Origin of the sequence: Xanthomonas sp. NCPPB 2632, assembly GCF_041228075.2 — a bacterium.
Classification (GTDB): domain Bacteria; phylum Pseudomonadota; class Gammaproteobacteria; order Xanthomonadales; family Rhodanobacteraceae; genus Luteibacter.
In genome coordinates, this window is sequence record NZ_CM192979.1 from 759,307 (window position 1) to 785,938 (window position 26,632).

Genomic DNA, 26,632 nt, shown 5'->3' on the forward strand with positions numbered 1-26,632 from the left:
CACCCGCCGGCTCTTCCTGACACTGAGGTTGCGTGTGGGGAGAGCGCAGAGCTGGGTTTCGCTTCGTTGCTGGGAACGCTCGCCTGCCTGTTGCTCATGGCATCGGTTGCCTTAGGTACGTTGACGGTTCGCGCACATGCGTGCGCTCCTACCCCCAAGCCGGCAGATCACGCGTTGGATATGCCACAACCTGTCCTACCCCTGTGGTAGGAGCCCACGATGTGGGCGAAAAGCCAACAAAGCGACGACGCCATACCCCGCATCTCTGCGACCGCTCGCGTCACAACCCACCTCAGTCTTGGAAAGAGTCGGCGGGTAGCCCCCTCGGTGCCGGTAGCCGCAGGCGAGGGATTCGCACAGATCAGGCCCGAAGGGGGCCGGCCAGGACGGCCGGCCGTTCTCGCGAGACAGGATGTCGAGTCGAGAACCCCTGTGCGAAGCCCGACCCGGGCCCGAAGGGCCATAAGAATACGGCCGCGCCAGCGGCCCTTCCTCAGCGGGTCGCCGCAGGCGTGGCACCGAGGGGGCTACCCGCCGGCTCTTGCTCCAAGGCCCAAATCCGAACACGATGCCGAAGGCGAGCCCCAGCACAACACCCAACCCGTCGCCGATATCGCGTTATGCCGTACAATCCGAGATGGAGTCGGCCGGACAGTCGCGTCGCGCCTTCGGGCGTATCGAGGAAAGTCCGGGCTCCATAGGGCAGGGTGCCAGGTAATTCCTGGGCAGCGTGAGCTGACGGCCAGTGCAACAGAGAGCAGACCGCCGATGGCCCCGCAAGGGGATCAGGTAAGGGTGAAAGGGTGCGGTAAGAGCGCACCGCGTGCGGGGACAACGTCGCATGGCACGGTAAACCCCACCCGGAGCAAGACCAAATAAGGGGACTATGACGTTGCCCGCGTCGTCCCCGGGTAGGTTGCTGGAGCCTGGCGGTGACGCCAGGCCGAGAAGAATGACTGTCGCGTCGCAAGACGTACAGAACCCGGCTTACAGGCCGACTCCTTCTCTTCTTGTGACGGCGCCGTCTCGCGACGGCGCCGTTTTCGCGTGTGGAATACGGGTGAATGCCGTCGTCACATCGGTGGAGGCCGGGTTGAGTGAACGTGAGTTCAGCCACGCCGCCCATTTCACGCGACGCACACACCGTAAATCACGACGTGAATCGCAAAAAACTCCAATGATTCAACCACCTCCCGCCCCTTCCTCATAAACGGCTGGAATTGGTCATGAACCTGCCCTTTCTCCTTGATTCACAAGAAAAATTTCCTTGACAGTCTCAGGTGCCGAGACTATCGTGGGCCCCAGTGTGAAATCGTGGGTTTCGGTGGGGCGGCCAGCAGACAATGTTCCAAGGTGAGACAGCCATCACGATCGACGACAAGGGTCGTCTGACGATCCCGACCTCGTATCGGGATCTCGTGGCCGACGCCTGCGCGAACCGTCTGGTGATCACCTACAACCCCTTCGATGCCGGTTGCCTCTGGATCTTTCCGTACGCGGAGTGGGAACAGGTGCGCGACCAGGTCAACGCGCTGCCCAGCGTCAAGGCCGTCCATCGCGCGTTGCAGATGAAGCTGGTGGGTGCCGCGTCCATCGTCGAACCCGACGGGGCCGCACGCATCCTCCTTCCATCCAGTCAGCGGGCGGCGGCGGGGCTGGAGAAGAAAGCCGTCCTGCTGGGTATGGGCAACAAGTTCGAGCTTTGGAGCGAACAGGCCCACCTCGCGAAGATTCGCCAGACCATCGGCGAAGAAGACATCAGCGACGACATGGCGGAACTGCGGTTGTGACGAACTAATTCGAGGTGCTGGTGGAACGGGAGCGGGATGTGGCGATGGCGGGGCGCGATGTGCACATCCCGGTGATGCTCGACGAAGCGGTGGAGGGCCTCGCCTTGCGCGGTAACGGACGCTATCTGGATGGGACGTTCGGTCGCGGGGGCCATGCCTCGGCGATCCTTGACCGTCTTTCGGCCGAGGGCCGCCTGTTCCTGATGGATCGTGACCCGTCGGCCATCGCCGTGGCCGAAGCCGGCCTGGCCGCCGACCCGCGTGTCGCGCTGCGCCACGACAACTTCGCCACCATGGGCGAATGGCCCGCCCTGGCAGACGGCCTCGACGGCATCCTGCTCGATCTCGGCGTGTCTTCGCCGCAGCTGGACGATCGCAGCCGCGGCTTCAGCTTCATGGCCGACGCGCCGCTGGACATGCGCATGGACACGACGCGCGGCATCAGCGCCGCCGATTTCCTTGCCGAGGCCTCGGAATTCGATATCGCCGATGTGCTCTGGCGTTTCGGCGAAGAGCGCTTCAGCCGCCGCATCGCCAAGGTGATCGTCGAGCGCCGTGCCACCGCCCCCATTACGCGCACCGCGGAACTGGCCGACCTGGTCGCCGGTTGCGTCGGTCGTCGCGAGCCGGGCAAGAATCCCGCCACGCGTACGTTCCAGGCGCTGCGCATCCGGGTCAACGCCGAACTGGATTCCGTCGAGCGTGGCCTGGACGCCGCACTCGAGCTGCTCCATATCGGTGGACGCCTTGCCGTGATCAGCTTCCATTCGCTGGAAGATCGCACGGTGAAGCAGTTCATCCGCTCGCACGAAGGCCGTGTGCAGGGCAGTCGTCGCGGCCCGCCGACCGAAGCGAAGCTGGCCCGCCTGAAGTCGGTCGGCAAGGCGATCTTTCCCTCCGACGCCGAAGTGGCCGCGAACCCGCGTTCGCGTTCCGCCGTGCTGCGCGTCGCGGAGAAGCTTGCATGAAGGTCTTCGGCGCCATCTGCCTCTCCCTCCTGCTGCTGGCGGTCATCGCCAGCGCTATCGGGGTGGTGTGGACGCGCCACGAAAGCCGCGTGCTGTTCGTCGAACTGTCGCGGCTGCAAAGCCAGAAGGACGACCTGGGCGTGGAGTACGGGCGCCTCGAACTGGAGCAGGCCACCTACGCCGAGCCCAGCCGCATCGATGCCGATGCGCGCGGCAAGCTCGGAATGTTCACGCCGAAGCCGCAAGACATCCAGTTGGTGCGTCGATGAAGGCCCGCTACGGCAAGCCCGTCGTGCCCAGCCGCCGTCGCGGCCAGGGCCCCAGCCCGCGCAAGCGCATGACCGTGATCGTCGCGCTCTTGTGCGTGGCTGCCTCCGGCCTGGTGGTGCGCGCGTTCGACCTGCAGGTGGTCCGCAAACAGTTCTACCAGGACCAGGGCGATGCGCGCTTCCTGCGCGAGATGCCTATCGCCGTGTCGCGCGGCACCATCTTCGATCGCAACGGCGAGCCGCTGGCCGTGTCCACGCCGGTCGCCTCGATCTGGGCCAATCCGCCGGAAGTGCTGGAGAACGCCGACCGCATTCCCGAGCTGGCCAAGGCGCTGCACGTCGACGCCGACGACCTGAAGCAGAAGATCGAACAGCGCGCGGACAAGGAATTCATGTACATCGCCCGCCAGCTGCGTCCGGAAGACGCGCAGGCGATCGTCGACCTGAAGATCCCGGGCATTTCATCGCAGCGCGAGTACCGTCGTTACTACCCGTCGGGCGCGGTGAACAGCCACATCCTCGGCTTCACCAACATCGACGACCACGGCCAGGAAGGCCTGGAACTGGCCTTCGACGAATGGCTGTCGGGCAAGCCCGGCGCCAAGCGGGTCATCCGCGATCGCATGGGCCATGTGGTGGAAGACGTCGAACTGGTGCGAGAGCCGCAGCCGGGTCGTGACATCACGTTGTCCATCGACCGCCGCATCCAGTACCTGGCGTACAGCGCGTTGAAGGATGCGCTGGAAAAGAACAAGGCCGACTCCGGCTCCATCGTGGTGATGGACGTCCACACCGGCGAAGTGCTGGGCATGGCCAACCTGCCGTCGTTCAATCCGAATGCCGTGCGCGGCAGCTCCCCGGGCGACCGCCGCAACCGCGCGGTCACCGACGTGGTCGAGCCGGGTTCGACGATGAAGGCCTTCACCATGGCCGCCGCGCTCACCAGCGGCAAGTACACGCCCACCTCCCCGATGATCGAGACCTCGCCGGGCACCTGGATGATGGGTGGCCACCCCGTGCGCGACACGCACAACTGGGGCACGCTGACGCCCACCGGCGTCATCACCAAATCGTCCAACGTCGGCGCCGCCAAGATCGCGATGACGCTCGACACCGATTTCCTCTACTCCATGTGGAAGTCGTTCGGCATCGGCAACAGCACGGGTAGCGGATTTCCCGGTGAAGCGGCGGGCTACCTGCCCGTCAGCCGCACCTGGAAGCCGATCGAAAAGTCGCGCATGGCCTACGGCTACAACCTGAGCGTGACGCCGCTGCAGCTAGCCACCGGCTACGCTGCCATCGCCAACGGCGGCGCGCTGCGTGCGCCCAGCTTCATCAAGGGCGCGGACAACCCGCCCAACCAGGTCATCACCCCCGAGGTGGCGCACGAACTGGTCCGTATGCTGGAAACCGTGCTGCAGCCGGGCGGTACCGGCTACGGTTTCGCCTCCGTCGCCAACTACAGCGTGGCCGGCAAGACCGGTACCTCGCACAAGTTCTCCGTGGGCGGGTATTTCGCGAAGAACTACATCTCGCTCTTCGTCGGCATGATCCCGGCGAGCAATCCGCGCCTTGTCACCGTGGTGGTTATCAACGATCCGCAGGGCGGCCATTACTACGGCGGTTCGGTGGCGGGTCCCGCGTTCGCCCAGGTGATGGAAGGCGCGGTGCGCCTGCTCGACATCCCGCCGGACAACGTGGGTCGCTGGTATGTCGGCGGCCCCAGCCAGGGCGGCCTGATCGGCACGGCCAACGCGCCGCCGCCGCAGGCGGACGACAGTGCGGCGGAAGAGGTGGTGCCGTGACCCTCGCCCTTACCGACCTGCTCCGCGATATCGCCGACGCCCCGGGCGCCGGCGATATCGCCGTGTCCGGTCTCTCGCTGGATTCGCGCGAGGTAACGGCCGGCCAGGCCTTTGTCGCCCTGCGCGGCGGCAAGGGCCACGGTATCGACTTCGCCGCCACGGCCGTGGCGCAGGGCGCCGCCGTGGTGCTGGCCGAGCCGCCGTTCGCCGCGGTGGACGCCGGCGTGCCGGTGATCGCCGTGGACGGCCTGCGCGAGAAGGCCGGTGCGCTTGCCGCCCGCTTCCATGGCGACCCGTCGGCCGTGCTCGACGTGGTCGGCGTGACCGGCACCAACGGCAAGACCTCCACGGTGCAGCTGATCGCGCAGGCGCTGGCATTCCTCGGCCGCAAGCCGGCCACCATCGGCACGCTCGGCGCCGGCCTGCACGGCGCGATCGCCGAGGGCGAACGGACCACGCCCGACGCCATCAGCATGCAGGCGCGCCTGGCCGAATTCCGCGACGCCGGTGCCACGCACGTGGCGATGGAAGTCTCCTCGCACGCGCTGGAGCAGGGTCGCGTCAACGCCGTGGCGTTCGACATCGCCGTGTTCACCAACCTCACCCGCGACCACCTGGATTACCACGGCACGATGGAAGCCTACGGCGCGGCGAAGGCCCGCCTGTTCGCATTCCCGGGCCTGGCCGCCGCAGTGATCAACATCGACGACCCGTTTGGCGCGAAACTGGTCAAGGGCCTGCCGGAAGGCGTGGTCCGGCTGCGTACGTCCATGGCCACCGACAGCACCGCGAAGGATGCCGAGGTACGCGCGGACATCGTGGTCACCTCGGCCAAGGGCCTGTCGTTCAACCTGGATACGCCTTGGGGCATGCGCACGGTGCGCAGTGGCCTGCTGGGCCGTTTCAACGTGGCCAACCTGCTCGCCGTCGCGGCCGTGCTCGGCGCGCTGGGCGAGCCGTTCGAGCGTATCCACGCCGCGCTGGAGTCCCTGCAGCCGGTGAACGGACGCATGAGCCGTCTCGGCGGCGACGGGCGCAAGCCGCTGGTGGTCGTGGATTACTCGCACACGCCCGATGCCCTCAAGCAGGCGCTGCTGGCGTTGCGTTCGCATACCAAGGGCAAGCTGATCTGCGTGTTCGGCGCCGGCGGCGACCGCGACCAAGGCAAGCGTCCGCTTATGGCCGCCATCGCGGAGCGCCTGGCCGATGTGGTGATCGTCACCGACGACAACCCGCGCACCGAGGACGGCGATGCCATCGTCGCCCAGATCGTGGCCGGCTTCGCCCATCCGGACACCGCGATGGTGGAGCGCGACCGTGCCCAGGCCATCGCCCTGGCCCTGGCCGATGCGAAGGCCGACGACGTCGTGCTCATCGCCGGCAAGGGCCACGAAACCTATCAGGAAGGCCCGGACGGCAAGCGGCCGTTCGACGACTTCGCCGTCGCCCGCGAGGCGATGGAATCCGGCAAGAAAGGAGCCCGCGCATGATGCGCCTGTCCGCCGTCGCCCTCTGGACCCGCGGCCGCCTGCATGGCGCCGATGTCGAGGTGAGCGGCTTCTCGATCGATACCCGTACGCTGAAGGCCGGCGACCTGTTCGTGGCGCTGCCCGGCGAGCGTGTGGATGCGCATGACTTCGTGGCGGCGGCCGCGGCGCGCGGTGCCGTCGCCGCGCTGGTCACCCGTCCTGTCGACGCGTCGATCCCCCAGGTGATCGTCGACGACACCCAGGCCGCCCTGGGCGACCTGGCCAGCGCCGCGCGTGCCAACAGCCATGTCCGTGTCGTCGGCATCACCGGTTCCAATGGCAAGACCACGGTGAAGACGCTCACCGCGTCGATCCTCTCGCGCCACGGCCACACGCACGTCAACGCCGGCAACTTCAACAACGAGATCGGCATGCCGCTGACCTTGCTGGCGATGCCCGAAGGCACGGAATACGCGGTGCTGGAGATGGGTGCCGGCAAGCCGGGCGACATCGAGTACCTGGCCGCCATCGCGCGACCGGATATCGGCCTGGTCACCTCCATCGCACCCGCGCATCTGGAGCGGATGGGCACGCTGGAAGGTGTGGCCGAGACCAAGGGCGCGCTCTACCAGATGCTTTCCGCCGACGGCGTGGCGATCATCAACGCGGACGACGAGCGCTTCGGCGGTCTGTTCACCAACCTGGCCGGTGCGCGCCGGGTGCTGCGTTATGCGCTGAACCATCGCGCGGACATCGGCGCGGATATCGTCGAGGAGCGCATCGACGGCACCCATTTCGTGCTGTCCACGCCGCACGGCGACGGCGATGTCCACCTCCCGCTACCCGGCCGGCATAACGTGGCCAATGCACTGGCCGCCGCGGCGATCGCGATTGCGCTGGACGTGCCGGTGGCGCGCATCGTCGAGGGCCTGGAGCAGGTGCCGCCCGTGGCCGGACGCCTCCAGCGTGAACCGATGGCGGGTGGCTGGACGCTCATCGACGACAGCTACAACGCCAACCCCGGTTCCGCCGCCGCCGCGATCGACACGCTGGCGCTGGCCCAGGGCGAGCGCTGGCTGGTGCTCGGCGACATGGCCGAACTGGGCCCGGACGCGCTGGCGCTGCACGCGGGCATCGGCGATCTCGCGCACCGCCGCGGTATCGAACGCCTGCTCGCCACCGGTGCCAAGAGCACGGCGGCCGTCGAGGCGTTCGGTGCGGGCGCACAGCATTTCGCAACGCAGGAGGCGCTGATCGAGGCGGCCTGCGTGCAGGTCCACGAGGGCGTTACCTGCCTCGTGAAGGGGTCACGTTCCTCCGGCATGGACCGGGTCGTGGCGGCGATGAAGAAATACGCTGAAGGAGCCTCCGATGCTGCTTGAACTGGCGGAATGGATGGCTCGGCACTTCGCGTCCGTGCATCTTTTCCAGTACATCACCTTTCGCGCGATCATGGCGGCGCTCACGGCGCTGTCGGTCTCGCTGCTGCTGGGTCCGTTGCTGATCCGCAAGCTGGCCGCGCTGAAGGCGGGGCAGGTGGTGCGCAGCGACGGTCCGCAGACCCACCTGTCCAAGGCCGGCACGCCCACCATGGGCGGCCTGCTGATCCTGTTCGCCGTGGGCATCGCCACGCTGCTGTGGGCCGACCTGTCCAATCGCTACGTGTGGGTGGTGCTCGCCGTGACGCTGCTGTTCGGCGTGATCGGTTTCTACGACGACTACCGCAAGCTGGTGCTGAAGGACAGCCGCGGGCTGGCCAGCCGCTGGAAATACTTCTGGCAGTCGGTGTTCGGCCTGGGTGCCGCGGTGTTCCTCTACCAGACCCATCAGCTGCCGGCGGAGACCGCCCTGTACGTGCCGCTGTTCAAGCAGGTGGCGATCCCGCTCGGCCTGCTGTTCATCGTGGTGGGCTATTTCATCATCGTCGGGTTCTCCAACGCGGTGAACCTCACCGACGGCCTGGACGGGCTGGCGATCATGCCGAGCGTGCTCGTGTCCGGTGCGCTGGGCATCTTCGCTTACCTCGCCGGCAACAAGCTGTTTTCCGAATATCTCGGTATCCCCGCCATCCCGGGCGCCGGCGAGCTGGCCATCTTCTGCAGCGCTCTGTCCGGGGCCGGCCTCGGCTTCCTCTGGTTCAACACGTATCCGGCCCAGGTGTTCATGGGTGACGTGGGCGCGCTGGCCATCGGCGCGGCGCTCGGCTGCGTGGCGCTGATCGTGCGCCAGGAAATCGTTTTGCTGGTGATGGGTGGCGTGTTCGTCATGGAAACCGCCTCGGTGATGCTCCAGGTCGGCAGCTTCAAGCTGCGCGGCAAGCGCATCTTCCGCATGGCACCGATCCACCATCATTTCGAATTGAAGGGCTGGCCCGAGCCGCGGGTCATCGTCCGTTTCTGGATCATCAGCGTCGTGCTGGTGCTCATCGGTCTCGCCACGTTGAAGGTGCGCTAAGCGATCATGTTCGGCTTCGGAAACAAACAGGCCAAACGCCGTCAGGGCCCCCGCGGGAGCTTCGATCTCCCGTTGCTCCTGGCCGCGCTGGCCCTGGCGACGCTGGGCGTGATCATGGTCACGTCCAGCTCGATCGCGGTGGCCGACGGTTCGCACCAGGGTGCCTTCTACTACCTCAAGCGCCACCTCGTGTTCCTCGTGCTGGGCGGCTGCCTGGCCGCGGCGGCCATGCGCACGGAACTGAAAGTGCTGGAAAAGCACAGCTTCCTGCTGCTGCTGTTCGGCGTCATCATGCTGCTGATGGTGTTCCTGCCCGTGTTCGGCATGCGCATCAACGGCGCGCGTCGCTGGGTGAACCTGCTGGTGACCAGCTTCCAGCCCGTGGAAGCGGTGAAGCTGATCCTGGTCGGCTACCTGTCCAGCTATCTGGTCCGTCATCGCGAAGGTGTCGAATACGACCTCTTCGGCGTGGTGAAGCCGGTGGGCGTGGCGGGCCTCATCGTGCTGCTGTTGCTGGCCCAGCCCGACTTCGGTTCGGCCGCGCTCGTGGTCGCCACCACGGTGGGCATGGTGTGGCTGGCCGGCGCGCGCATGCGCAACCTGCTGGTGCTGGCGACGCCGCTGGTGCCGGCGCTGATCTACGCGGCCACCGCCGAGGACTACCGCATCAAGCGCCTGACGTCCTTCCTCGATCCGTGGAAGGACCCGTTCAACGACGGTTTCCAGCTGACCCAGGCGCTGATCGCCGTGGGTCGTGGCGAATGGACCGGCGTGGGCCTGGGTTCCAGCGTGCAGAAGCTGTTCTACCTGCCCGAGGCGCATACCGACTTCATCCTTGCCGTGCTGGCCGAAGAATTGGGCCTGGCCGGCATCGTCACGGTGATCTTCCTCTACATCGTGCTGGTGGGCCGTGGTCTGTACATGGGCCTCAAGGGCGTCGAGCTCGGCCAGCGCTTCTCCGGTTACGTGGCCTACGGCATCTCGCTGATGCTGGGCTTCCAGGCCATGGTGTCCATCGGCGTGAACCTGGGCGTGCTGCCGACCAAGGGCCTGACCCTGCCGCTGATCAGCTCCGGCGGCTCGTCGGTGCTGATGACCTGCGCCATGGTCGGCGTGCTGCTGCGCGCCACCTTCGAGATCAACCGCGCGGAAGACGCGCGACAGACCGCCGTGCGCCTGCCGGCCAACGCCGTGCCGGATTCGGCGGCGTTCGGGGGTGCGGCATGACGCGCCCGGTGCTGATCATGGCCGGCGGTACCGGCGGCCATATCTTCCCCGGCCTGGCCGTGGCCGACGAACTGCGTTCGCGCGGCATGCCCGTGGCCTGGCTGGGTGCCGAAGGCGGCATGGAAACCCGCGTGGTGCCCGCGCACGGCCTGGACCTGCACACCATTGCCGTGGGCGGCTTGCGTGGCAAGGGCCTGAAGACACGCCTCATGGCGCCGGTGATGCTGGTGCGAGCACTGTTCGCGTCGCTCGCGTTGCTGCGTCGCCTGCGTCCGGCGTGCGTGCTGTCGATGGGCGGCTACGTGGCCGGACCGGCCGGCGTGGCCGCGCGCCTCGCGGGCATCCCGCTGGTGGTGCACGAGCAGAACGCCGTGGCCGGTTTCACCAATCGCAAGCTGTCTGGCTTCGCGCGCAAAGTGCTGACCGGCTTCCCCAACGTGCTTCCCAACGGCGAGTGGGTGGGCAACCCGGTGCGTTCACGCATCGCCGCGTTGTCACCACCCGAGATGCGCATGACCGGTCGTACGGGCCGTCCGCGTCTGCTCGTGCTGGGCGGCAGCCTCGGTGCGCGGACGCTGAACATGGCCGTGCCCGCGGCGCTGGCCGAGCTTCGCCGGATGGCCGATAACGGTCAGGGCGACCGGCTGGAGCCGGAAGTGGTGCACCAGACCGGTGAGCGCGGCCTCGAAGACGCCCGTGCCGCCTACGCCGAAGCCGGTATCGCCGCCAATATCGTCGCCTTCATCGACGACATGGCCGGTGCCTACGAGTGGGCCGATGTCGTCGTCTGCCGCGCCGGCGCACTGACCGTGGCCGAACTCTGCGCGGCCGGCCTCGAAGCGCTGCTGGTGCCTTTTCCGCATGCCGTGGACGATCACCAGACCGCCAATGCGCGGGCGATGGTCGATGCCGGCGGTGCGCGGCTGGTGGCGGACGCTACCCTTGCACAGAGCGGTGCGCGCGACATGCTCGCCCACCTGCTATCCGACATGCTGGCCGATCGCCGGCAGATCCTTTCCGCGGCCATCGCGTCCCGCACGCTGGCCAAGCCCGACGCCGCATCCACGATTGCCCGTCATTGCATGGAGGTTTCCGCATGACGCCCGGTCGTTTGCGCGCCCACGACGATTTCATGACCTCGTTCCGCCGTGTCCACTTCATCGGCGTGGGCGGCGTCGGCATGAGCGGCATCGCCGAGGTGCTGTCCAACCTCGGTTACAGCGTGTCCGGCTCCGATCGCGCGCCCTCGGCCACCACCGCGCGCCTGGCCGGGCTCGGCGTCACGGTGTGCATCGGTCACGAGGCGGTCAACATCGACGGCGTGGATGTGGTCGTCACCTCCAGCGCCATCCGCCAGGACAATCCCGAACTGGTCGCCGCGCTCGCCGCGCGCATCCCCGTGGTGCCGCGTGCGGAAATGCTCGGCGAGCTGATGCGTTTCCGTCGTGGCATCGCCATCGCGGGCACGCACGGCAAGACCACCACCACCAGCCTGGTCGCCAGCGTGCTGGCCGAGGCCGACTACGATCCGACCTTCGTGATCGGTGGCCAGCTCAATGCCGCCGGTGCCAATGCGCGCCTGGGCACGGGCCAGTATCTCGTGGCCGAAGCGGACGAATCGGACGGTTCGTTCCTGATGCTGTCGCCGGTGATGGCGGTGGTCACCAACATCGATGCCGACCACCTCGAGAACTACCAGGGCGATTTCGCGCTGGTGAAGAAGGCCTTCAGCGATTTCCTGCATCGCCTGCCGTTCTATGGCATGGCGGTGCTGTGCATCGACGACGAGGAAACCGCGAAGCTGGCGCAGGACACCTCGCGCCGTGTGATGACCTACGGCGTGGACAACGCCGGCGCCGACGTCACGGCCACCAACGTCCGCCAGATCGGCTTCGAGATGCACTTCGACCTGCACCTGCCGGGCATGGACGGTACGCTGCCGGTGACCCTCAACCTGCCTGGCCGGCATAACGTGCAGAACGCGCTGGCCGCGGCCGCCGTCGGCTGGCAGCTCGGCGTCGAGGCGGAAGCGATCGCGCATGCGCTGGCACGTTTCGAAGGCGTGGGCCGTCGCTTCCACCGGCGCGGCGAGATCGCGCTGGATAGCGGCAGCGCCTTGCTCGTGGACGATTACGGCCACCATCCGCGCGAGCTGGCCGCGGTGTTCGCCGCCGCCCGCGGCGGCTGGGCCGATCGTCGCCTGGTCGTGGCCTTCCAGCCGCACCGCTACAGCCGTACGCGCGACCTGCTCGACGATTTCGCCAACGTGCTGGCCGAGGTCGACGTGCTGGTGCTGACCGAGGTGTACCCGGCGGGCGAGTCGCCCATTCCGGGCGCCGACGGCAAGGCACTGGCCCGTGCAATCCGTGCCCGTGGCAAGACCGACCCGGTGCTGGTCGACCATCCGCGCGACCTGCGCGACACGCTGTCGGCGCTGGCGCGCGACGGCGACCTGATCATGCTGCTCGGCGCCGGCGACATCGGCGCCGCCGCCATCGACCTGGCCGGTGTCGGCCACCTGAGGACTTCTCCGTGAACCGCTCCGACCGCTTCCCCCGCATCGTCAACGACGCCGCCGGTTTCGGCCGCGTGGCCGTCGTGCTGGGCGGCAATTCCGCCGAGCGCGAGGTGTCGCTCGACTCCGGCCGTGGCGTCCTCGAGGCGCTGCGTTCGCTCGGCGTGGATGCACACCCCATCGATGGCATTCCCGCCTTGCTGGATGCGGTGCGCGCCGGCCATTTCGCCCGCGTGTTCAACATCCTGCACGGCGCGGGCGGCGAGAACGGTGAGCTGCAGGGTGCCTTGCAGTCGCTCGGCGTGCCCTATACCGGCTCCGGCGTACTCGGTTCGGCGCTGTCGCTGGACAAGGTGCGCGCCAAGCAGGTGTGGATCGCACTCGGCCTGCCCACCCCGACATTCAAGGCGTTGCCACGCGGCGCGGACGTGCATGCCGCGGCCCGCGAGGTCGGTTTTCCGCTGATCGTGAAGCCGGCCTGGGAAGGGTCCAGCGTGGGCGTCACGCGCGTGTTCGACGAAGCCGGCCTGGATGCGGCCGTCGAACTGGCCCGCCGTTACCCGGGCGACATGCTGATGGAAGCGCTGATCGAGGGCGACGGCACCGAAGGTGGCGAGTTCACCGTCGGCATCCTGGGCCGCGAGGTGCTGCCCACGATCAAGATCGTGCCCCAGGGCGAGTATTACGACTACAACGCCAAGTACGTGGCCGAAGACACGCAGTACCTCGTGCCCGGCCTGTCCGGTGACGCGGAAGACGCCATGCGCGCGCTTGCGGTGCAGGCTTTCGACGCGCTGGACTGCTTCGGCTGGGGGCGCGTGGATGTCATGCGCGACCGCCATGGCAAGAACTGGCTGCTCGAGGTGAACACCGCCCCGGGCATGACGTCGCATTCGCTGGTGCCCAAGGCGGCGGCCGTCGCCGGGCTGAGCTACGCCGAGCTGTGCTGGCGCGTGCTGGAAACCTCGATGGAACGGGAGGCTGCCCGCGCATGAGGGGTTCCGCCGCCACGCGTCTGGTTGCCTGGGGCATCGCCATAACGCTGGTGGTGTTGCCCGTGGTCGGCGTCATGCAGGGCTGGTTCGCCGCCGGTCGCTGGCCCGTTACGCAACTGAAGGTGGAAGCGGAGTTCGCCCACGTCAGCGCGGAGCAGATCCGCAGCGCCGTGCTACCCAGCCTCGGCAAGGGTTTCTTCGCCACCGACCTGGAAACCGTGCGCCACTCCATTGGCAGCCTGCCGTGGGTGGAGTCGGTGGAAGTGCGCAAGCGCTGGCCGGATACGCTGCTGGTTCGCATCTACGAGCGGCAGCCGTTCGCGCGCTGGAACGAGGATCGCCTGATCAGCCGACAGGGCCTGGTTTTCGATGCGCCGGGCGCCGACCAGATGGGCGACCTGCCGCGCCTTCGCGGGCCGGATTCGCGCCTGGCCGAAGTGGTCAGCTTCTACGCGCAGGCGCAGAAGGCATTCGAAGGCCGCACCGGCCTGTCCATCGTCGGCGTCAGCCTCAGCGAGCGCGGCAGCTGGAGCGTCACGGCTGAAAGTGGCGCGGAGATCGTGATCGGCGACCGTGAGCAGGCCGACCGTCGCCTGGCGCGGTTCCTCGATGTCTACCCCCAACTCGTCGCCGGTCGGCATGGCGGTTTCGCCTACGCCGACCTTCGTTACACCAACGGATTCGCCATCCGGTGGCCGCAGCCGGAAACCACGGCCACACCCAAGGTCGGAAGTTGAGCAGGATCATGAGAAACAAGAACGACAAACAGCTCGTCGTCGGCCTCGACATCGGAACGTCGAAGGTCGTCGCGATCGTGGGCGAATACGAGCCTGGCGAACCGATCGAAGTGATCGGCATCGGCACGCATGTGTCGCGCGGCATGAAGCGCGGCTCGGTGGTGGATATCGAATCGACGGTGCATTCCATCCAGCGTGCGGTGGAAGAGGCCGAGCTGATGGCCGGTTGCGACATCCGCTCGGTATACGCCTCCATCTCGGGCAGCCACCTGGAAACGCGCAACTCGCACGGTACCGCGGCCATTCGCGACCGCGAGGTCATGGCCGCGGACCTGGAGCAGGTGCTGGAAGCCGCCAGCGCGGTGGCGATCCCCGCCGACCGCAAGGTGCTCTACAAGGAGTCGCAGGAATACCGTATCGACGGCCAGGACGGCATCCGCCATCCGGTCGGCATGAGCGGCGTGCGCCTTGAAGCCAGTGTGCACCTGGTGACGGGTGCGGCCAGTGCGGTGCAGAACATCTCCAAGTGCATCCAGCGTTGCGGGTTGTCCGTCGACGAACTGGTGCCGGCCGCGGTGGCGAGCGCGAAAGCGGTGCTGACCGAGGATGAACTCGAACTCGGCGTGTGCCTTGTCGACATCGGCGCGGGCACCACCGATATCGCCATCTATACGCAGGGTGCGATTCGTTATACCAAGTCGCTACCGGTCGGTGGCGACCAGGTGACCAACGACATCGCCTACGGTGTGCACACACCCACCGCTCACGCGGAAGAGATCAAGATCAAATACGCGTGCGCGCTTGCGCAGCTTGCGCATGCGGAAGAAACCATCCAGGTCCCCAGCGTCGGCGATCGCCCGCCGCGTCGCCTCGCACGACAGGCATTGGCCCAGTCGGTGCAGGCCCGCTACGAGGAAATATTCGAGATGGTGCAGGACGAACTGCGCCGCTCGGGTTACGAAAGCCTCGTCGCCGCCGGCATCGTGCTGACCGGTGGCGCGTCGCGGATGGAAGGCGCACTCGAGCTCGCCGAGGAAATCTTCCACAAGATGGTGCGCGTCGGCGTGCCCCAGCATGTGTCGGGCCTGGGCGACGTGGTCTCCACGGAGCTGCATTCCACCGGCGTCGGCCTGCTGCTGCACGGGTCGCGCTCCACGGGTGCCGCGCGCCACACGCATTCCGCCGCCGGCAATGTCGGCAGCATGGTTGAAAAGTTCCGAAGCTGGTTCACCAAGAATTTCTGAGCGTCGTATCGAATTAGTCGGTGCCCGATGGAAGGGGGGCGCCGGGGCAGCAGGATGGCCCGCAACCCATGGCCGACAGGAGTCGGGCAAGGGACATAAACCAAAAAAACTAAAAGTTCTGCGGAGGACGGGAAATGTTTGAACTCATCGAAAAGCTGGCACCGAATGCGGTCATCAAGGTCATCGGCGTGGGTGGTGGTGGCGGTAACGCCGTGGCCCACATGGTCAACTCCAATATCGAAGGCGTCGAGTTCGTCGTCGCCAACACCGACGCGCAGGCGATGAAGAGCTGCGCCTCGCGCACGCATCTCCAGCTGGGCGGCAACGTCACCAAGGGCCTGGGTGCGGGCGCCAATCCGGAAGTCGGCCGTCAGGCCGCGCTGGAAGACCGCGAGCGCATCGAGGAAATGCTCGAAGGCGCGGACATGGTCTTCATCACCGCCGGCATGGGCGGCGGCACCGGCACCGGCGCAGCGCCGGTCGTCGCGCAGCTGGCCAAGGAAAAGGGCATCCTGACCGTCGCGGTCGTGACCAAGCCGTTCCCGTTCGAGGGCCGTCGTCGCATGCAGGTCGCCCTCAAGGGTATCGAGGACCTCTCCCAGCACGTCGACTCGCTGATCACCGTGCCGAACGAGAAGCTGCTTTCGGTGCTGGGTCGTGAAGTCACCCTGCTCAACGCGTTCAAGGCCGCCAACGACGTGCTCCAGGGCGCCGTGCAGGGCATTGCCGACCTGATCACAGCCCCGGGCCTGATCAACGTCGACTTCGCCGACGTGCGCACGGTCATGAGCGAGATGGGCATGGCGATGATGGGCTCCGGCACGGCACGCGGCGACGACCGCGCCCAGGCCGCCGCCGAGGCCGCGATCAACAACCCGCTGCTCGAGGACGTCAACCTGGCCGGTGCCTGCGGCATCCTGGTCAACGTCACCGCCGGTCCGAACCTGACCATGCGCGAGTTCGACGAGATCGGTCGCGTGATCCACGACTTCGCCTCGGAAGATGCGACCGTGGTGATCGGCACCTCGCTGGACCCGGAAATGCAGGACGACGTCCGCGTCACGGTGGTCGCCACCGGCCTCAACCGCGTCGGCGCCACGGCCAAGCAGCCGGTTCGCCAGCCGGTGCAGCAGCAGGTCGAGATGCGCCAGCGTCCGCGTCCGGTGGTGCTGCGCACGGGTACCGGCAACGAAGTGGTCGACTACGCGCAGTCGGACGCCGTGCCGTCGGTGCGTTCGGAGCCGGCCCCGTCGAAGAACGCCGAGCCGGCGATCGATTACCTCGACATCCCGGCTTTCCTGCGTCGCCAGGCCGACTGACGCACCACCCCAAGGCACGTTAAGGACAACGTGAGGACGACCCGGCACGACGCCGGGTTGACCGACGCTCCGCCGCCGTCCCGTCCGGGCGGCGGAGCGTCCCCGTTTCGCCGACGGAAAAGCGGACCGTATTTCAGCAGCTTGTAAATGCTTGACAGGACGAACAATTCGGTCGCACGGGCGGTGAGAATCGCCTGTCCTTCATGCTGAAGGAACAGTGAAGCGACACTGGACTGTACCGTCTGGTTTGTTTATTCACAGGTTAAGACTGTGTTAGCATGACCGCTACTTTAGGCTGCTGCCAAGAAGGTTCGACCCAACATGATCAAGCAGCGCACGCTCAAGAACATCATTCGCGCCACGGGCGTCGGTCTCCATACCGGCGACAAGGTGTACATGACGCTTCGTCCGGCCGCGCCGAACACGGGTATCGTGTTCCGCCGCACCGACCTCAATCCCCCGGTCGAGCTCAAGTCCCGCCCGGAAAACGTCGGTGACACGCGTCTTTCCACGACGCTGATCCAGGGCGAGGTCCGCGTCTCGACGGTCGAGCACCTGCTCTCCGCGATGGCCGGCCTGGGCATCGACAACGCGTATGTCGACCTGTCGGCGCCGGAAGTGCCGATCATGGACGGCAGCGCCGGTCCGTTCGTTTTCCTCATCCAGTCCGCTGGCATCGAGGAACAGGACGCGGCCAAGCGTTTCATCCGTATCAAGAAGCCGGTGATCGTCAAGGACGGCGACAAGTGGGCCAAGCTGGAGCCGTTCGACGGTTTCAAGGTCGGCTTCTCGGTCGAGTTCGACCACCCGCTGTTCAATAAGCGCAACTCGCAGGCCGAGATGGATTTCTCGACGACCTCGTTCGTCAAGGAAGTCAGCCGCGCCCGTACGTTCGGCTTCATGCGCGACATCGAAATGCTCCGTGAGCGCAACCTCACGCTGGGCGGTTCGATGGACAACGCCGTGGTGCTCGACGACTACCGCGTGTTGAACGAAGACGGCCTCCGTTACGACAACGAGTTCGTCAAGCACAAGATCCTCGACGCCATCGGCGACATCTACATGCTCGGCCACAGCCTTATCGGCGCGTACTCCGCGCACAAGTCGGGGCATGAGCTCAACAACAAGCTTCTCCGTAGCCTGATGGCCGATGCCGCGGCGTGGGAAGAAGTCAGCTTCAAGGACCCGGCCAAGGCGCCGATCTCCTACGCCCATCCCGCCCAGGCGGTTTGAGCCGAAGCCAAGACGACACATCAGCAACACGAAAAACCCGCCCACCGAGGCGGGTTTTTTCGTTCGTTCGCGCATGCGTTTGTGTTGTAGGAGCGCACGATGTGCGCGACATCTTTTCGCGATACGGTTTTCGTGTGCCGTGTGCCGTGTACCGTGTGCCGTGTGCTCTGGCGCAAGAGCCGGCGGGTAGCCCCCTCGGTGCCACGCCTGCGGCGACCCGCTAAGGAAGGGCCGCTGGCGCGGCCGTCTATCTATTGCCCTACGGGCCGGGTCGGGCTTCGAACGGAGGTTTCCGATTCGACCTCCTGTCTCAGCGGAAACGGCCGGCCGTCCTGGCCGGCCCCCTTCGGGCTTTTTCCGTTCGAATCCCTCGCCTGCGGCGACCGGCACCGAGGGGGCTACCCGCCGGCTCTTCCTCAAACTGAGGTGGCGTGTTGGGCGAGCAGCGCGTGGGGTGAGCGAGTAGCGGTCGGGGTACGGCGTCAGCACTTTGTTGGTTGTTCGCGCACATCGTGCGCTCCTACCCCGAAGGTAGGGCCGGTCTATTCAACGCTTGATCCGTCGGCTGTGTGTAGGAGCGCACGCGTGTGCGCGAACCCTCAACACCACCCAAGGCGGCTGATGCCGTGCGCATCAGGCAAGTGAGCGTTCCCAACAACGAAGCGAAACCTGGCTCTTAGCTTTTCCCACACGCAACCTCAGTCCGTGAAAGAGCCGGCGGGTGCCACCCTCGTGGCCGGTAGCCGCAGGCGAGGGCTTCGAACGGACAAGGCCGCGCAGCGGGGCCGGCCAGGACGGCCGGCCATTTTCGCTGAGCCATGGATGGCGAATCGAAAATCCCCGGGCGAAGCCCGACCCGCCCCGAAGGGGAATAGACAAACGGCCGCGGAGCGGCCCTTCCTTAGCGGGTCGCCGCAGGCGTGGCCCCGAGGGTGGCACCCGCCGGCTCTTGCCGTCGCCGCCCACCCCGGCTCCTGCTCCAGGCATCTCAACCCAAGCTCCCCGCGGATGTGAACGTGGTGTGCACGGCAGGTGCCCCTCCCGTGAATGCATGCTATAAAGTTCGCCACCTCATGGAGGCGGTATAACTTACGCATTCACCATGGCGAACGCTAAGTGCTTGATTAATCTTCGTTGTCTGCCTGGAGAGCCAGGTAGAGGAAGAGATCCCGCAGGGTGGGATCGGACAGCGACGCCGCGGCGGACCGGAGGTGACTGGCCGCACCGGCGGAAAGCGGCCTGTGCCGGTCGGGAATGACCTCCACGGGCGGCAAGGGTGCCACTTTCACGGCGACCGAGTAGGCCTTCGCGCCGATGGCGCGGGCGGCTTCGAGGATCTGCGTCTGGTAAAGGCGCACCCGCGAAGCCCATGCCGACGATGGGGCCAGGAAGACGAGTCGGCCATCGCGCAGGTCCGCGAAGCGGATGTGGTCGCGCATGGGCGAGGGCAGGGTCGCGCGCAGCTGGCGGTCCAGTTGGTCGAGTTCGCGCGCCTTGGCGGCGAGCGACGCGACGGGTCCCACGTCCACGATGGATTTCAGTCCACGGGTGGCATGGCGGGACGGCTTGGACGGCGGTGGCATGGGCCGATGGACTTTTCGATGTGGAACGTATGCAGATCATACTCGTGTCACGCGGTCAGAAAGGACCGAAAACGCTGGACCTCTCCTGCCGGCGCCTGCGCTGCAAGATGGCCGCTGTCGCCCTGGCCGGTGTGCTGGGCATTGCCTGCGTCGGTGCGGTCGTCGCCCTGGCCGTGGCCAGTCCCCGAGGCCGTGCCCTCGGTCATATCCAGGGTCTTCAGCAGCAGGTGGGCGACCAGGATGCCCAGGTGGCACAGATCCGGCGGGACGCCCAGCGAGACCTCGACGCCCTGGCCGTGAAGCTGGGCCAGTTGCAGGCCCAATCCATCCGCCTGAACGCGCTGGGCGAGCGCCTGACCCAGGTGGGCAAGCTCGACGCCGGCGAGTTCGACTTCGACGAGGTGCCGGGGCAGGGTGGTCCGGAACCGACCGCTGCTGGCGACGCCTATACCCTGCCAGGATCGCTGGATCGCGGTATCTACCGGTTATCGGGCCAGTTCGATACCCAGCAGGTCCAGCTCGAGGCCCTGAGCGACATGCTCATGGATCGCCGGATCGAGTCCAGCCTGCGGCCGACGGGCATGCCGGTGAACGGCTACATCTCCTCCTACTTTGGCGGTCGTCCCGATCCTTTCAGCGGGCACAGTGCCCGGCACACGGGCATCGACATCGCCGCCCCGACGGGTACGCCGGTGACGGCGGTCGCCGAAGGCATGGTCACCTTTGCCGGTCAGCGCAGCGGCTATGGCGATGTCGTCGAAATCGACCACGGCAACGGGTACATGACCCGTTACGCCCACAACAGCGCCATCGTCGCCACCCCGGGCGAGCGGGTCAGGGTGGGCGACGTGATCGCCAAGGCCGGTTCAACGGGCCGCTCCACCGGCTCCCACGTCCATTTCGAGGTCTGGTACCACGATCAGGTAGTCAATCCGCTGGCCTTCGTCCGCAGCCACCGCTGATCCGGCCTTGAATCCGTGGCGGCATGCCGCCACCCCGAGGAAAGCCAGGGGCGGGCGTAGTATGATCGTCCCTTCGTGCCGCTCGGCTTAAGGCCTTCCGGCGCCCTTTTTTCGTTTCAGATCCGGATGATCGATGTTCAATCGTGCACTGACGAGTATTTTCGGCAGCCGTAACGAGCGTGTGCTGCGCGACCTCTCCAAGACGGTCAAGCGCATCAACGCCCTGGAGCCCGAATTCGAAACGCTTTCCGACGATGCGCTGCGCGGGAAAACCGAGGAGTTCCGCGGCAGGCTGGCTGCGGGCGAGGCGCTCGACAAGCTGCTGCCCGAAGCCTTCGCGGTCACCCGCGAAGCGGCCAAGCGCGTGCTCGGCATGCGCCATTACGACGTCCAGATGATCGGCGGCATGGTGCTGCACTCGGGCCGTATCGCCGAGATGCGTACGGGTGAGGGCAAGACCCTCGTCGGCACGCTGCCGGTGTACCTGAATGCGCTGGAAGGCAAGGGCGTTCACGTGGTCACGGTGAACGACTACCTGGCGCGTCGCGACTCCGCCCAGATGGGCCGGCTGTACAACTTTCTCGGCCTCACGGTCGGCGTCGTGTACCCGGGCATGGACCACGCGGACAAGCGCGAGGCCTACCAGTCGGACATCACCTACGGCACCAACAACGAGTTCGGCTTCGACTACCTGCGCGACAACATGGCGCTCAGCAAGGAACAGCGCAACCAGCGCGGCCTGCATTACGCCATCGTCGACGAGGTGGACTCCATCCTCATCGACGAGGCCCGCACCCCGCTGATCATTTCGGGCCCGGCCGAGGATTCCCCGCAGCTGTACATCGCGGTGAACAAGATCGTGCCCCGCCTCATCCGGCAGGAAAAGGAAGAGGCCCCGGGCGACTACCTTGTCGACGAGAAACAGAAGCAGGTGCACATGTCCGAAGAGGGCATGGAGCACGCCGAGCAGCTGTTGCGCGAGGCGGGTGTCATCGAGCCGGACAGCGGTCTGTACGATTCGAAGAACCTGGCGGTGGTGCACCACCTCAACGCCGCGCTGCGCGCGAACGGCATCTACCAGCGCGACGTGGATTACATCGTGCGCGACGGTGAGGTCATCATCGTCGACGAGTTCACCGGTCGTACGCTGGCGGGTCGCCGCTGGTCCGACGGCCTGCACCAGGCGGTCGAGGCGAAGGAAGGCGTGCCCATCCAGCGCGAGAACCAGACCCTGGCGACGGTCACGTTCCAGAACCTGTTCCGCATGTACAAGAAGCTGTCCGGCATGACCGGTACGGCCGACACGGAAGCCTACGAATTCCAGACCGTCTACGGCCTGGAGGTCGTGGTCATCCCGACGCACAAGCCGATGGTGCGCGTCGACAATCCGGATTCCGTGTTCCTCGGTCCGGATGCCAAGTACAAATCGGTGATCGCCGACATCAAGTCCTGCCACGAACGCGGCCAGCCCGTGCTGGTCGGCACCGCGTCCATCGACGTCTCCGAACTGGTCTCCGGACTGCTCCGGCAGGAAGGCATCGCGCACGAAGTGCTCAACGCCAAGCAGCATGAGCGTGAGGCGCACATCGTCGCGCAGGCCGGTGCGCCGGGCGCGGTCACCATCGCCACCAACATGGCCGGTCGCGGTACCGACATCGTGCTGGGCGGCAGCCTCGAGGCGGCGCTGGCCACCTTGCCCGAAGAAGCCTCCGACGCCGAGCGCAAGCAGGTTCGCGAGGACTGGAAAACGCGTCACGACCAGGTGCTCGCTTCCGGCGGCCTGCACATCATCGGTACCGAGCGCCACGAATCCCGGCGTATCGACAACCAGCTGCGTGGCCGTTCGGGCCGACAGGGCGATCCGGGCTCGTCCCGCTTCTACCTGTCGCTGCAGGACAACCTGATGCGCATCTTCGGCGGCGAGCGCATCGGCCGCTGGATGCAGATGTTCGGGATGAAGGAAGACGAGGCGCTGGAAGATCGACTGATCTCCCGTCAGATCGAGAAGGTGCAGCGCAAGGTCGAGCAGCACAACTTCGATATCCGCAAGAACCTGCTGGACTTCGACGACGTCGCCAACGACCAGCGCAAGGTGATCTACGCGCAGCGCGACGAACTGCTCGAAACCGACGACATCTCCGACATGATCGGCGACATCCGCCAGGACGTCGTGGTTGCCCTGGTGCGTCGCTTCGTGCCGGCGGACAGCATCGACGACCAGTGGGACCTCGTCGGCCTCGATCGCGAGTTAGCCAGCGAACTCAACCTGCGCATCGACCTGCCGCAGTGGGTCGAGGCACAGAAGGAAGTGGACGCCGAAGGCATCCTCGAGCACGTGCGCGAAGCGGTTGACGCCCTGTTCGCCGAGAAGGAAGCCCAGATCGGCGCGGAGACCATGCGCTCGCTCGAGAAGCACGTCATGCTCTCGGTGGTCGACAATGCCTGGAAGGAGCACCTCGCCAGCATGGATTACCTGCGCCAGGGCATCTATCTGCGCGGGTATGCGCAGAAGCAGCCGAAGCAGGAATTCAAGCGCGAGTCGTTCGAGCTCTTCTCCGAAATGCTCGATCGCATCAAGGGCGAAGTGGTGCAGATGCTCGCGCGTATCCGCGTTCGCAGTGAAGACGAAGTGCTGGCGATGGAGGCGGAGCAGCAACGTGCGGCCGACGGCCAGGCGCTGCAATTCCAGCATGCGGATGCGCAGGCCGCGGGTTTGCCCCAGGGTAACGGCCCGGCGGAGGTCGCCGCGCCGATCATGCCTTCCGTCGTCAACGATGGTCCGAAGGTTGGTCGCAACGATCCCTGCCCCTGCGGCTCGGGCAAGAAGTACAAGCATTGCCACGGCCAGCTCACCTGAAACAGGGTGGCCCTGCCTGATAAAAACAAACCCGCCGAAAGGCGGGTTTGTTTTTATCAGGCAGTCGGTAGTTATCGGTCAGTCGCCGCCGCCCTTGGGCTTCTGCCGATGCGGCTCGGCATTCACGGTGATGTATTCCGGTTCCTCGGTGTCCAGGCGCAGGGCGGTGAGCTGCCCGCCCCAGACGCAACCGGTGTCGATGGCATAGACACCCAGGCCGGCGAACCGCCCCAGCGCGGACCAGTGGCCGCAGACGATGCGGGTTTCGCGGCGACGCATGCCCGGCACTTCGAACCAGGGATACATGCCCGGCTTCTGCGTGCCGGGCGTGCCCTTGCCTTCGAAATCGATCCGTCCGGTGACGTCGCAGTAGCGCATGCGTGTCAGCGTATTGATGGTGGCGCGATGGCGCTCCACGCCCTGCAGGCGATTGTTCCAGCCCGGCGGGCGATTGCCGAAAAGGTTTTTCAGCAGTCGCTGGTGACGTGGGCCACCGAGCTCGCGCTCGACGTCAAGGGCCGCGCGCTGGGCCTGGCGCAGTGTCCACATGGGCGCCATGCCCGCATGGATCATGGTCCAGCCCAGGGCCTCGTCGTGGTGCAGCAGCTTCTGCATGCGCAGCCACTCGAGCAGCACCGGGGCATCGTCGGCGAACAGCACTTCGCGCAACTCGGGGTTGACCCGTTGCTGCGCGTCCTCACGACGCTGGCCGATGGCGAGCAGCGAGAGGTCGTGGTTGCCCAACGTGATGATGGTGCTGTCGCGCAGCGAGTGGATCAGCCGCAGCGTGGCCAGCGACTCACCGCCGCGGTTGACAAGGTCGCCGCAGAACCAGAGTTTGTCGTTCGTCGGGTCGAAACGAAGCTTCTCCAGCAAGCGCTGGAGTTCGGGGTAGCAACCCTGGACATCGCCGATCGCGTAGACGGCCATCAGTCCTGTCGCTCCGTCGCGCCGTCGTCGGCGCGGGCATGCACACTATCCATGGCTTCGATCCTAGTGGAGCGTGCGTGGGATCGAAAGCACGAAGGGCGCGATCGGGGCATCGAAGTGCGTGCCGTCGTCCGCCACCATGCGGTAGCTGCCTTCCATCGTGCCGACCGAGGTCTCCAGTACGGCGCCGGAGGTGTATTCGAACGATTCGCCGGGCCGCATCCACGGCTGTTCACCGACCACGCCGTCGCCGCGTACTTCCTCGACCTTGCCGTTCGCATCGGTGATCACCCAATGCCGTGTCAGCAGCTGTGCGCCGGAATCGCCGGCGTTGCGCAGCGTGATCGTGTAGGCGAACACGTAGCGGTTGTCCTTGGGCTGCGACTGGTCGGGAACGAAGCGGGTTTCGACCTCCACGTCGATCGTGTAGGGCTGTTTAGAGTTCATGGAGGGATTGTCGAGCACGGGAAGGGGGTGGGCAAGTATGCCCTGAACGCGCTCAGCCCGCGTTTGCGAGCTTCACGAAGTCCATCGGCGCCAGTGTCTCGGCGCGTGCACGCGGATCGATGCCGAGTTCACGGATCGTCGACTCGTCCACCAGGCCCTTGAGCGTGTTGGAGAGGGTCTTGCGGCGCATCGCGAAGGCGGCCTTCACGATCGTGTGAATGCGTGCCGGATCGCCCGTGGGCAGCGCCTCTTGAGGCAGCGGAACCAGGCGGACCACGGCGGAGTCGACCTTCGGTGGCGGCCGGAACGCGCCCGGTGGCACGGTGAACAACGGCGTCACCTTGCAGGCCAGCTGGAGCATGACACTGAGGCGCCCGTAGACCTTGCTGCCCGGCTCGGCGGCCATGCGGTCGACCACTTCCTTCTGTAGCATGAAGTGCATGTCCTGGATGGCTGCGGCGTGGGCCACGCAATGGAACAGGATCGGGCTGGAGATGTAGTAGGGCAGGTTGCCGGCAATGCGCAGTCGCTCGGCGCCGAGTTCACTGGCCAGCGCCGTGAAATCGACCTTGAGCACGTCCGAGTGCACGATGCACAACTCGCCGATGGCGGCCGCGCGGGCCTGCAGCCCGGGAATGAGGTCGGTATCCAGCTCGATCGCCGTCATGCGCTTCGCCACGGCCAGCAGGGGCATCGTCATGGCGCCTTCGCCCGGCCCGATCTCGACGACGGTGTCGCCATCCCTGGGTGCGACGGACGCGACGATGCGATCGATGTAGCGCTTATCGTGCAGGAAGTGCTGGCCGAAACTCTTCTTGGGGCGTGTGTTCATGGCGTGGCCCGGTGGCGGGCGAGGTCGATGGCGAGACGGGTGGCGGCGAACAGGCTGGCCGGATCCGCGCGGCCGGTGCCCGCGAGGTCCAGCGCCGTGCCGTGGTCTACCGAGGTACGGATGTAAGGCAGCCCCAGCGTCACGTTGACGGTTCGGTCGAAGGCTTCACTCTTGAGCACGGGCAGGGCCTGGTCGTGATACATGGCCAGCACGGCATCGTAGTGCTCGCGCATGGCGGGAACGAAGGCCGTGTCCGCCGGCAGCGGGCCGAGCAGGATCATGCCTTCGTCGCGCAGTCGATCCAGCAACGGGATGATGGTGTCCAGTTCCTCGCGGCCCATGTGGCCGCCCTCGCCCGCGTGCGGATTGAGGCCGAGCACGGCGATGCGCGGGCAGGCCAGGCGGAAATCCTGCACCAGTGCGCGCGCCACGATGCGCAGTGTGCGCTCGATGCGCGCCGCGGTGACCGCCGCAGGCACCGCGGACAGGGGGAGGTGGGTCGTGACCAGGCTGACGCGCAGTTCGGGGCTGGCCAGCATCATCACCACATCGACGCCCGCGCGCTCGGCGAAGAACTCGGTGTGGCCGCTGAAGGCGATGCCACTCTCGTTGATGCTGGATTTCTGCACGGGGCCGGTGACCACGGCATCGAACTCGCCCGTGGCACACCCATCGGCGGCCGCGGCCAGCATGTCCAGCACGTGGCGAGCGTTGCGTGGGTCGGGGCTGCCCAAGGTCTCCAGCGCTCCCAGCGGCACGTGTCGCACGCGGACGTGCCCGGGTGTCCGGCTGCCGATGCGCTGACCGTTATCGTCGTCGATATGGAGCGTGATGCCGGCGGCGGCGGCCGCGCGGCTAAGCAACTGCCGGTCGGTCATGGCGACGATATCGGCCTGGAGATCGCTGGCCGCCAGGCGGGCAACCAGCTCCGGACCTACCCCGGCAGGCTCGCCGGCGGTGACGGCGAGCCGTGGCAGGGTGGTCGCGGTCATGGTG

Annotated in this window: 22 protein-coding genes and 1 other RNA gene; 18 read left to right on the forward strand and 5 right to left on the reverse strand. The window is 66.6% G+C overall.

Annotation, left to right across the window (positions count from 1 at the left end):
- The first annotated feature begins 639 nt into the window (after positions 1–639).
- The 16 genes from rnpB to lpxC all read left to right on the forward strand — a co-directional run bounded on the left by rnpB (position 640) and on the right by lpxC (position 18,025).
- An RNA gene (rnpB, locus tag AB8808_RS03340) (RNase P RNA component class A) lies at positions 640–1,006 on the forward strand.
- A gap of 337 nt (positions 1,007–1,343) precedes the next feature.
- Entirely contained in the window at positions 1,344–1,790 is a 447-nt protein-coding gene (mraZ, locus tag AB8808_RS03345; protein WP_036137675.1) for a division/cell wall cluster transcriptional repressor MraZ, read from the forward strand.
- A gap of 44 nt (positions 1,791–1,834) precedes the next feature.
- A complete protein-coding gene (gene rsmH / locus AB8808_RS03350) occupies positions 1,835–2,758 on the forward strand; it encodes a 16S rRNA (cytosine(1402)-N(4))-methyltransferase RsmH (protein WP_369931323.1) in 924 nt (307 codons plus the stop codon).
- Positions 2,755–3,027 carry a cell division protein FtsL gene (ftsL, locus tag AB8808_RS03355; protein WP_036137674.1) on the forward strand — a complete coding sequence of 91 codons (273 nt, stop codon included), beginning with the start codon at positions 2,755–2,757 and terminating at the stop codon, positions 3,025–3,027. The genes rsmH and ftsL overlap by 4 nt, the downstream gene beginning before the upstream one ends.
- A complete protein-coding gene (locus AB8808_RS03360; protein WP_036137672.1) occupies positions 3,024–4,832 on the forward strand; it encodes a peptidoglycan D,D-transpeptidase FtsI family protein in 1,809 nt (602 codons plus the stop codon). The genes ftsL and AB8808_RS03360 overlap by 4 nt, the downstream gene beginning before the upstream one ends.
- On the forward strand, positions 4,829–6,322 hold the full coding sequence (locus tag AB8808_RS03365; RefSeq protein ID WP_369926738.1) for a UDP-N-acetylmuramoyl-L-alanyl-D-glutamate--2,6-diaminopimelate ligase: 1,494 nt from the start codon (positions 4,829–4,831) through the stop codon (positions 6,320–6,322). Before AB8808_RS03360 ends, AB8808_RS03365 begins: the two co-directional genes overlap by 4 nt.
- Positions 6,319–7,683, forward strand: coding sequence for a UDP-N-acetylmuramoyl-tripeptide--D-alanyl-D-alanine ligase (locus AB8808_RS03370; protein WP_369926740.1), 1,365 nt, complete (start codon positions 6,319–6,321; stop codon positions 7,681–7,683). The genes AB8808_RS03365 and AB8808_RS03370 overlap by 4 nt, the downstream gene beginning before the upstream one ends.
- The gene (mraY, locus tag AB8808_RS03375; RefSeq protein WP_369926742.1) at positions 7,673–8,755 is read left to right on the forward strand and encodes a phospho-N-acetylmuramoyl-pentapeptide-transferase; all 1,083 of its coding nucleotides are present in this window, start codon (positions 7,673–7,675) and stop codon (positions 8,753–8,755) included. The genes AB8808_RS03370 and mraY overlap by 11 nt, the downstream gene beginning before the upstream one ends.
- A 6-nt stretch (positions 8,756–8,761) precedes the next feature.
- Positions 8,762–9,982, forward strand: a complete 1,221-nt coding sequence (ftsW, locus tag AB8808_RS03380; protein WP_036137663.1) for a putative lipid II flippase FtsW — start codon at positions 8,762–8,764, stop codon at positions 9,980–9,982.
- Positions 9,979–11,082, forward strand: a complete 1,104-nt coding sequence (murG, locus tag AB8808_RS03385) for an undecaprenyldiphospho-muramoylpentapeptide beta-N-acetylglucosaminyltransferase (RefSeq protein ID WP_369926744.1) — start codon at positions 9,979–9,981, stop codon at positions 11,080–11,082. Before ftsW ends, murG begins: the two co-directional genes overlap by 4 nt.
- The gene (murC, locus tag AB8808_RS03390) at positions 11,079–12,518 is read left to right on the forward strand and encodes a UDP-N-acetylmuramate--L-alanine ligase (protein WP_369926746.1); all 1,440 of its coding nucleotides are present in this window, start codon (positions 11,079–11,081) and stop codon (positions 12,516–12,518) included. The genes murG and murC overlap by 4 nt, the downstream gene beginning before the upstream one ends.
- Positions 12,515–13,492, forward strand: coding sequence for a D-alanine--D-alanine ligase (locus tag AB8808_RS03395; RefSeq protein ID WP_369926747.1), 978 nt, complete (start codon positions 12,515–12,517; stop codon positions 13,490–13,492). Before murC ends, AB8808_RS03395 begins: the two co-directional genes overlap by 4 nt.
- Positions 13,489–14,229 (forward strand): cell division protein FtsQ/DivIB, encoded by a 741-nt coding sequence (locus tag AB8808_RS03400; RefSeq protein WP_369926749.1) that lies wholly within the window; start codon positions 13,489–13,491, stop codon positions 14,227–14,229. The genes AB8808_RS03395 and AB8808_RS03400 overlap by 4 nt, the downstream gene beginning before the upstream one ends.
- Before the next feature lie 8 nt (positions 14,230–14,237).
- The gene (gene ftsA / locus AB8808_RS03405) at positions 14,238–15,473 is read left to right on the forward strand and encodes a cell division protein FtsA (RefSeq protein WP_036137650.1); all 1,236 of its coding nucleotides are present in this window, start codon (positions 14,238–14,240) and stop codon (positions 15,471–15,473) included.
- Between the two features lie 134 nt (positions 15,474–15,607).
- Positions 15,608–16,792 (forward strand): cell division protein FtsZ, encoded by a 1,185-nt coding sequence (ftsZ, locus tag AB8808_RS03410; protein WP_036137648.1) that lies wholly within the window; start codon positions 15,608–15,610, stop codon positions 16,790–16,792.
- Between the two features lie 321 nt (positions 16,793–17,113).
- On the forward strand, positions 17,114–18,025 hold the full coding sequence (gene lpxC / locus AB8808_RS03415) for a UDP-3-O-acyl-N-acetylglucosamine deacetylase (RefSeq protein ID WP_036137646.1): 912 nt from the start codon (positions 17,114–17,116) through the stop codon (positions 18,023–18,025).
- Positions 18,026–19,149: 1,124 nt separating this feature from the next.
- On the opposite strand, the gene AB8808_RS03420 is transcribed toward lpxC, so the two are convergent.
- A complete protein-coding gene (locus tag AB8808_RS03420) occupies positions 19,150–19,608 on the reverse strand; it encodes a DciA family protein (protein ID WP_369926752.1) in 459 nt (152 codons plus the stop codon).
- Between the two features lie 29 nt (positions 19,609–19,637).
- Here AB8808_RS03420 and AB8808_RS03425 point away from each other — a divergent pair, with 29 nt between their 5' ends.
- Both AB8808_RS03425 and secA read left to right on the forward strand, forming a co-directional pair.
- Positions 19,638–20,570 (forward strand): M23 family metallopeptidase, encoded by a 933-nt coding sequence (locus AB8808_RS03425; RefSeq protein ID WP_369926754.1) that lies wholly within the window; start codon positions 19,638–19,640, stop codon positions 20,568–20,570.
- Positions 20,571–20,703: 133 nt separating this feature from the next.
- Positions 20,704–23,427 carry a preprotein translocase subunit SecA gene (gene secA, locus AB8808_RS03430; protein WP_369926756.1) on the forward strand — a complete coding sequence of 908 codons (2,724 nt, stop codon included), beginning with the start codon at positions 20,704–20,706 and terminating at the stop codon, positions 23,425–23,427.
- Between the two features lie 78 nt (positions 23,428–23,505).
- On the opposite strand, the gene AB8808_RS03435 is transcribed toward secA, so the two are convergent.
- The 4 genes from AB8808_RS03435 to pdxA form a co-directional block, all read right to left on the reverse strand.
- Positions 23,506–24,357, reverse strand: coding sequence for a symmetrical bis(5'-nucleosyl)-tetraphosphatase (locus tag AB8808_RS03435; RefSeq protein WP_369926758.1), 852 nt, complete (start codon positions 24,355–24,357; stop codon positions 23,506–23,508).
- Positions 24,358–24,420: 63 nt separating this feature from the next.
- The gene (gene apaG / locus AB8808_RS03440; RefSeq protein WP_369926760.1) at positions 24,421–24,804 is read right to left on the reverse strand and encodes a Co2+/Mg2+ efflux facilitator ApaG/CorD; all 384 of its coding nucleotides are present in this window, start codon (positions 24,802–24,804) and stop codon (positions 24,421–24,423) included.
- Positions 24,805–24,856: 52 nt separating this feature from the next.
- A complete protein-coding gene (rsmA, locus tag AB8808_RS03445) occupies positions 24,857–25,636 on the reverse strand; it encodes a 16S rRNA (adenine(1518)-N(6)/adenine(1519)-N(6))-dimethyltransferase RsmA (protein WP_369926762.1) in 780 nt (259 codons plus the stop codon).
- On the reverse strand, positions 25,633–26,628 hold the full coding sequence (gene pdxA / locus AB8808_RS03450; RefSeq protein WP_369926764.1) for a 4-hydroxythreonine-4-phosphate dehydrogenase PdxA: 996 nt from the start codon (positions 26,626–26,628) through the stop codon (positions 25,633–25,635). The genes rsmA and pdxA overlap by 4 nt, the downstream gene beginning before the upstream one ends.
- Positions 26,629–26,632: the final 4 nt, after the last annotated feature.

Bases quoted from the DNA above. Each gene is read 5' to 3' on its own strand.
- AB8808_RS03360 (WP_036137672.1), top strand. From the start codon at position 3,024: ATGAAGGCCCGCTACGGCAAGCCCGTCGTGCCCAGCCGCCGTCGCGGC.
- AB8808_RS03435 (WP_369926758.1), bottom strand. From the start codon at position 24,357: ATGGCCGTCTACGCGATCGGCGATGTCCAGGGTTGCTACCCCGAACTC.
- ftsW (WP_036137663.1), top strand. From the start codon at position 8,762: ATGTTCGGCTTCGGAAACAAACAGGCCAAACGCCGTCAGGGCCCCCGC.
- AB8808_RS03425 (WP_369926754.1), top strand. From the start codon at position 19,638: ATGCAGATCATACTCGTGTCACGCGGTCAGAAAGGACCGAAAACGCTG.
- secA (WP_369926756.1), top strand. From the start codon at position 20,704: ATGTTCAATCGTGCACTGACGAGTATTTTCGGCAGCCGTAACGAGCGT.
- murC (WP_369926746.1), top strand. From the start codon at position 11,079: ATGACGCCCGGTCGTTTGCGCGCCCACGACGATTTCATGACCTCGTTC.
- murG (WP_369926744.1), top strand. From the start codon at position 9,979: ATGACGCGCCCGGTGCTGATCATGGCCGGCGGTACCGGCGGCCATATC.
- rsmA (WP_369926762.1), bottom strand. From the start codon at position 25,636: ATGAACACACGCCCCAAGAAGAGTTTCGGCCAGCACTTCCTGCACGAT.
- AB8808_RS03400 (WP_369926749.1), top strand. From the start codon at position 13,489: ATGAGGGGTTCCGCCGCCACGCGTCTGGTTGCCTGGGGCATCGCCATA.
- mraY (WP_369926742.1), top strand. From the start codon at position 7,673: ATGCTGCTTGAACTGGCGGAATGGATGGCTCGGCACTTCGCGTCCGTG.
- ftsL (WP_036137674.1), top strand. From the start codon at position 2,755: ATGAAGGTCTTCGGCGCCATCTGCCTCTCCCTCCTGCTGCTGGCGGTC.
- apaG (WP_369926760.1), bottom strand. From the start codon at position 24,804: ATGAACTCTAAACAGCCCTACACGATCGACGTGGAGGTCGAAACCCGC.
- mraZ (WP_036137675.1), top strand. From the start codon at position 1,344: ATGTTCCAAGGTGAGACAGCCATCACGATCGACGACAAGGGTCGTCTG.
- rsmH (WP_369931323.1), top strand. From the start codon at position 1,835: ATGGCGGGGCGCGATGTGCACATCCCGGTGATGCTCGACGAAGCGGTG.
- ftsA (WP_036137650.1), top strand. From the start codon at position 14,238: ATGAGAAACAAGAACGACAAACAGCTCGTCGTCGGCCTCGACATCGGA.
- lpxC (WP_036137646.1), top strand. From the start codon at position 17,114: ATGATCAAGCAGCGCACGCTCAAGAACATCATTCGCGCCACGGGCGTC.
- AB8808_RS03370 (WP_369926740.1), top strand. From the start codon at position 6,319: ATGATGCGCCTGTCCGCCGTCGCCCTCTGGACCCGCGGCCGCCTGCAT.
- AB8808_RS03420 (WP_369926752.1), bottom strand. From the start codon at position 19,608: ATGCCACCGCCGTCCAAGCCGTCCCGCCATGCCACCCGTGGACTGAAA.
- pdxA (WP_369926764.1), bottom strand. From the start codon at position 26,628: ATGACCGCGACCACCCTGCCACGGCTCGCCGTCACCGCCGGCGAGCCT.
- ftsZ (WP_036137648.1), top strand. From the start codon at position 15,608: ATGTTTGAACTCATCGAAAAGCTGGCACCGAATGCGGTCATCAAGGTC.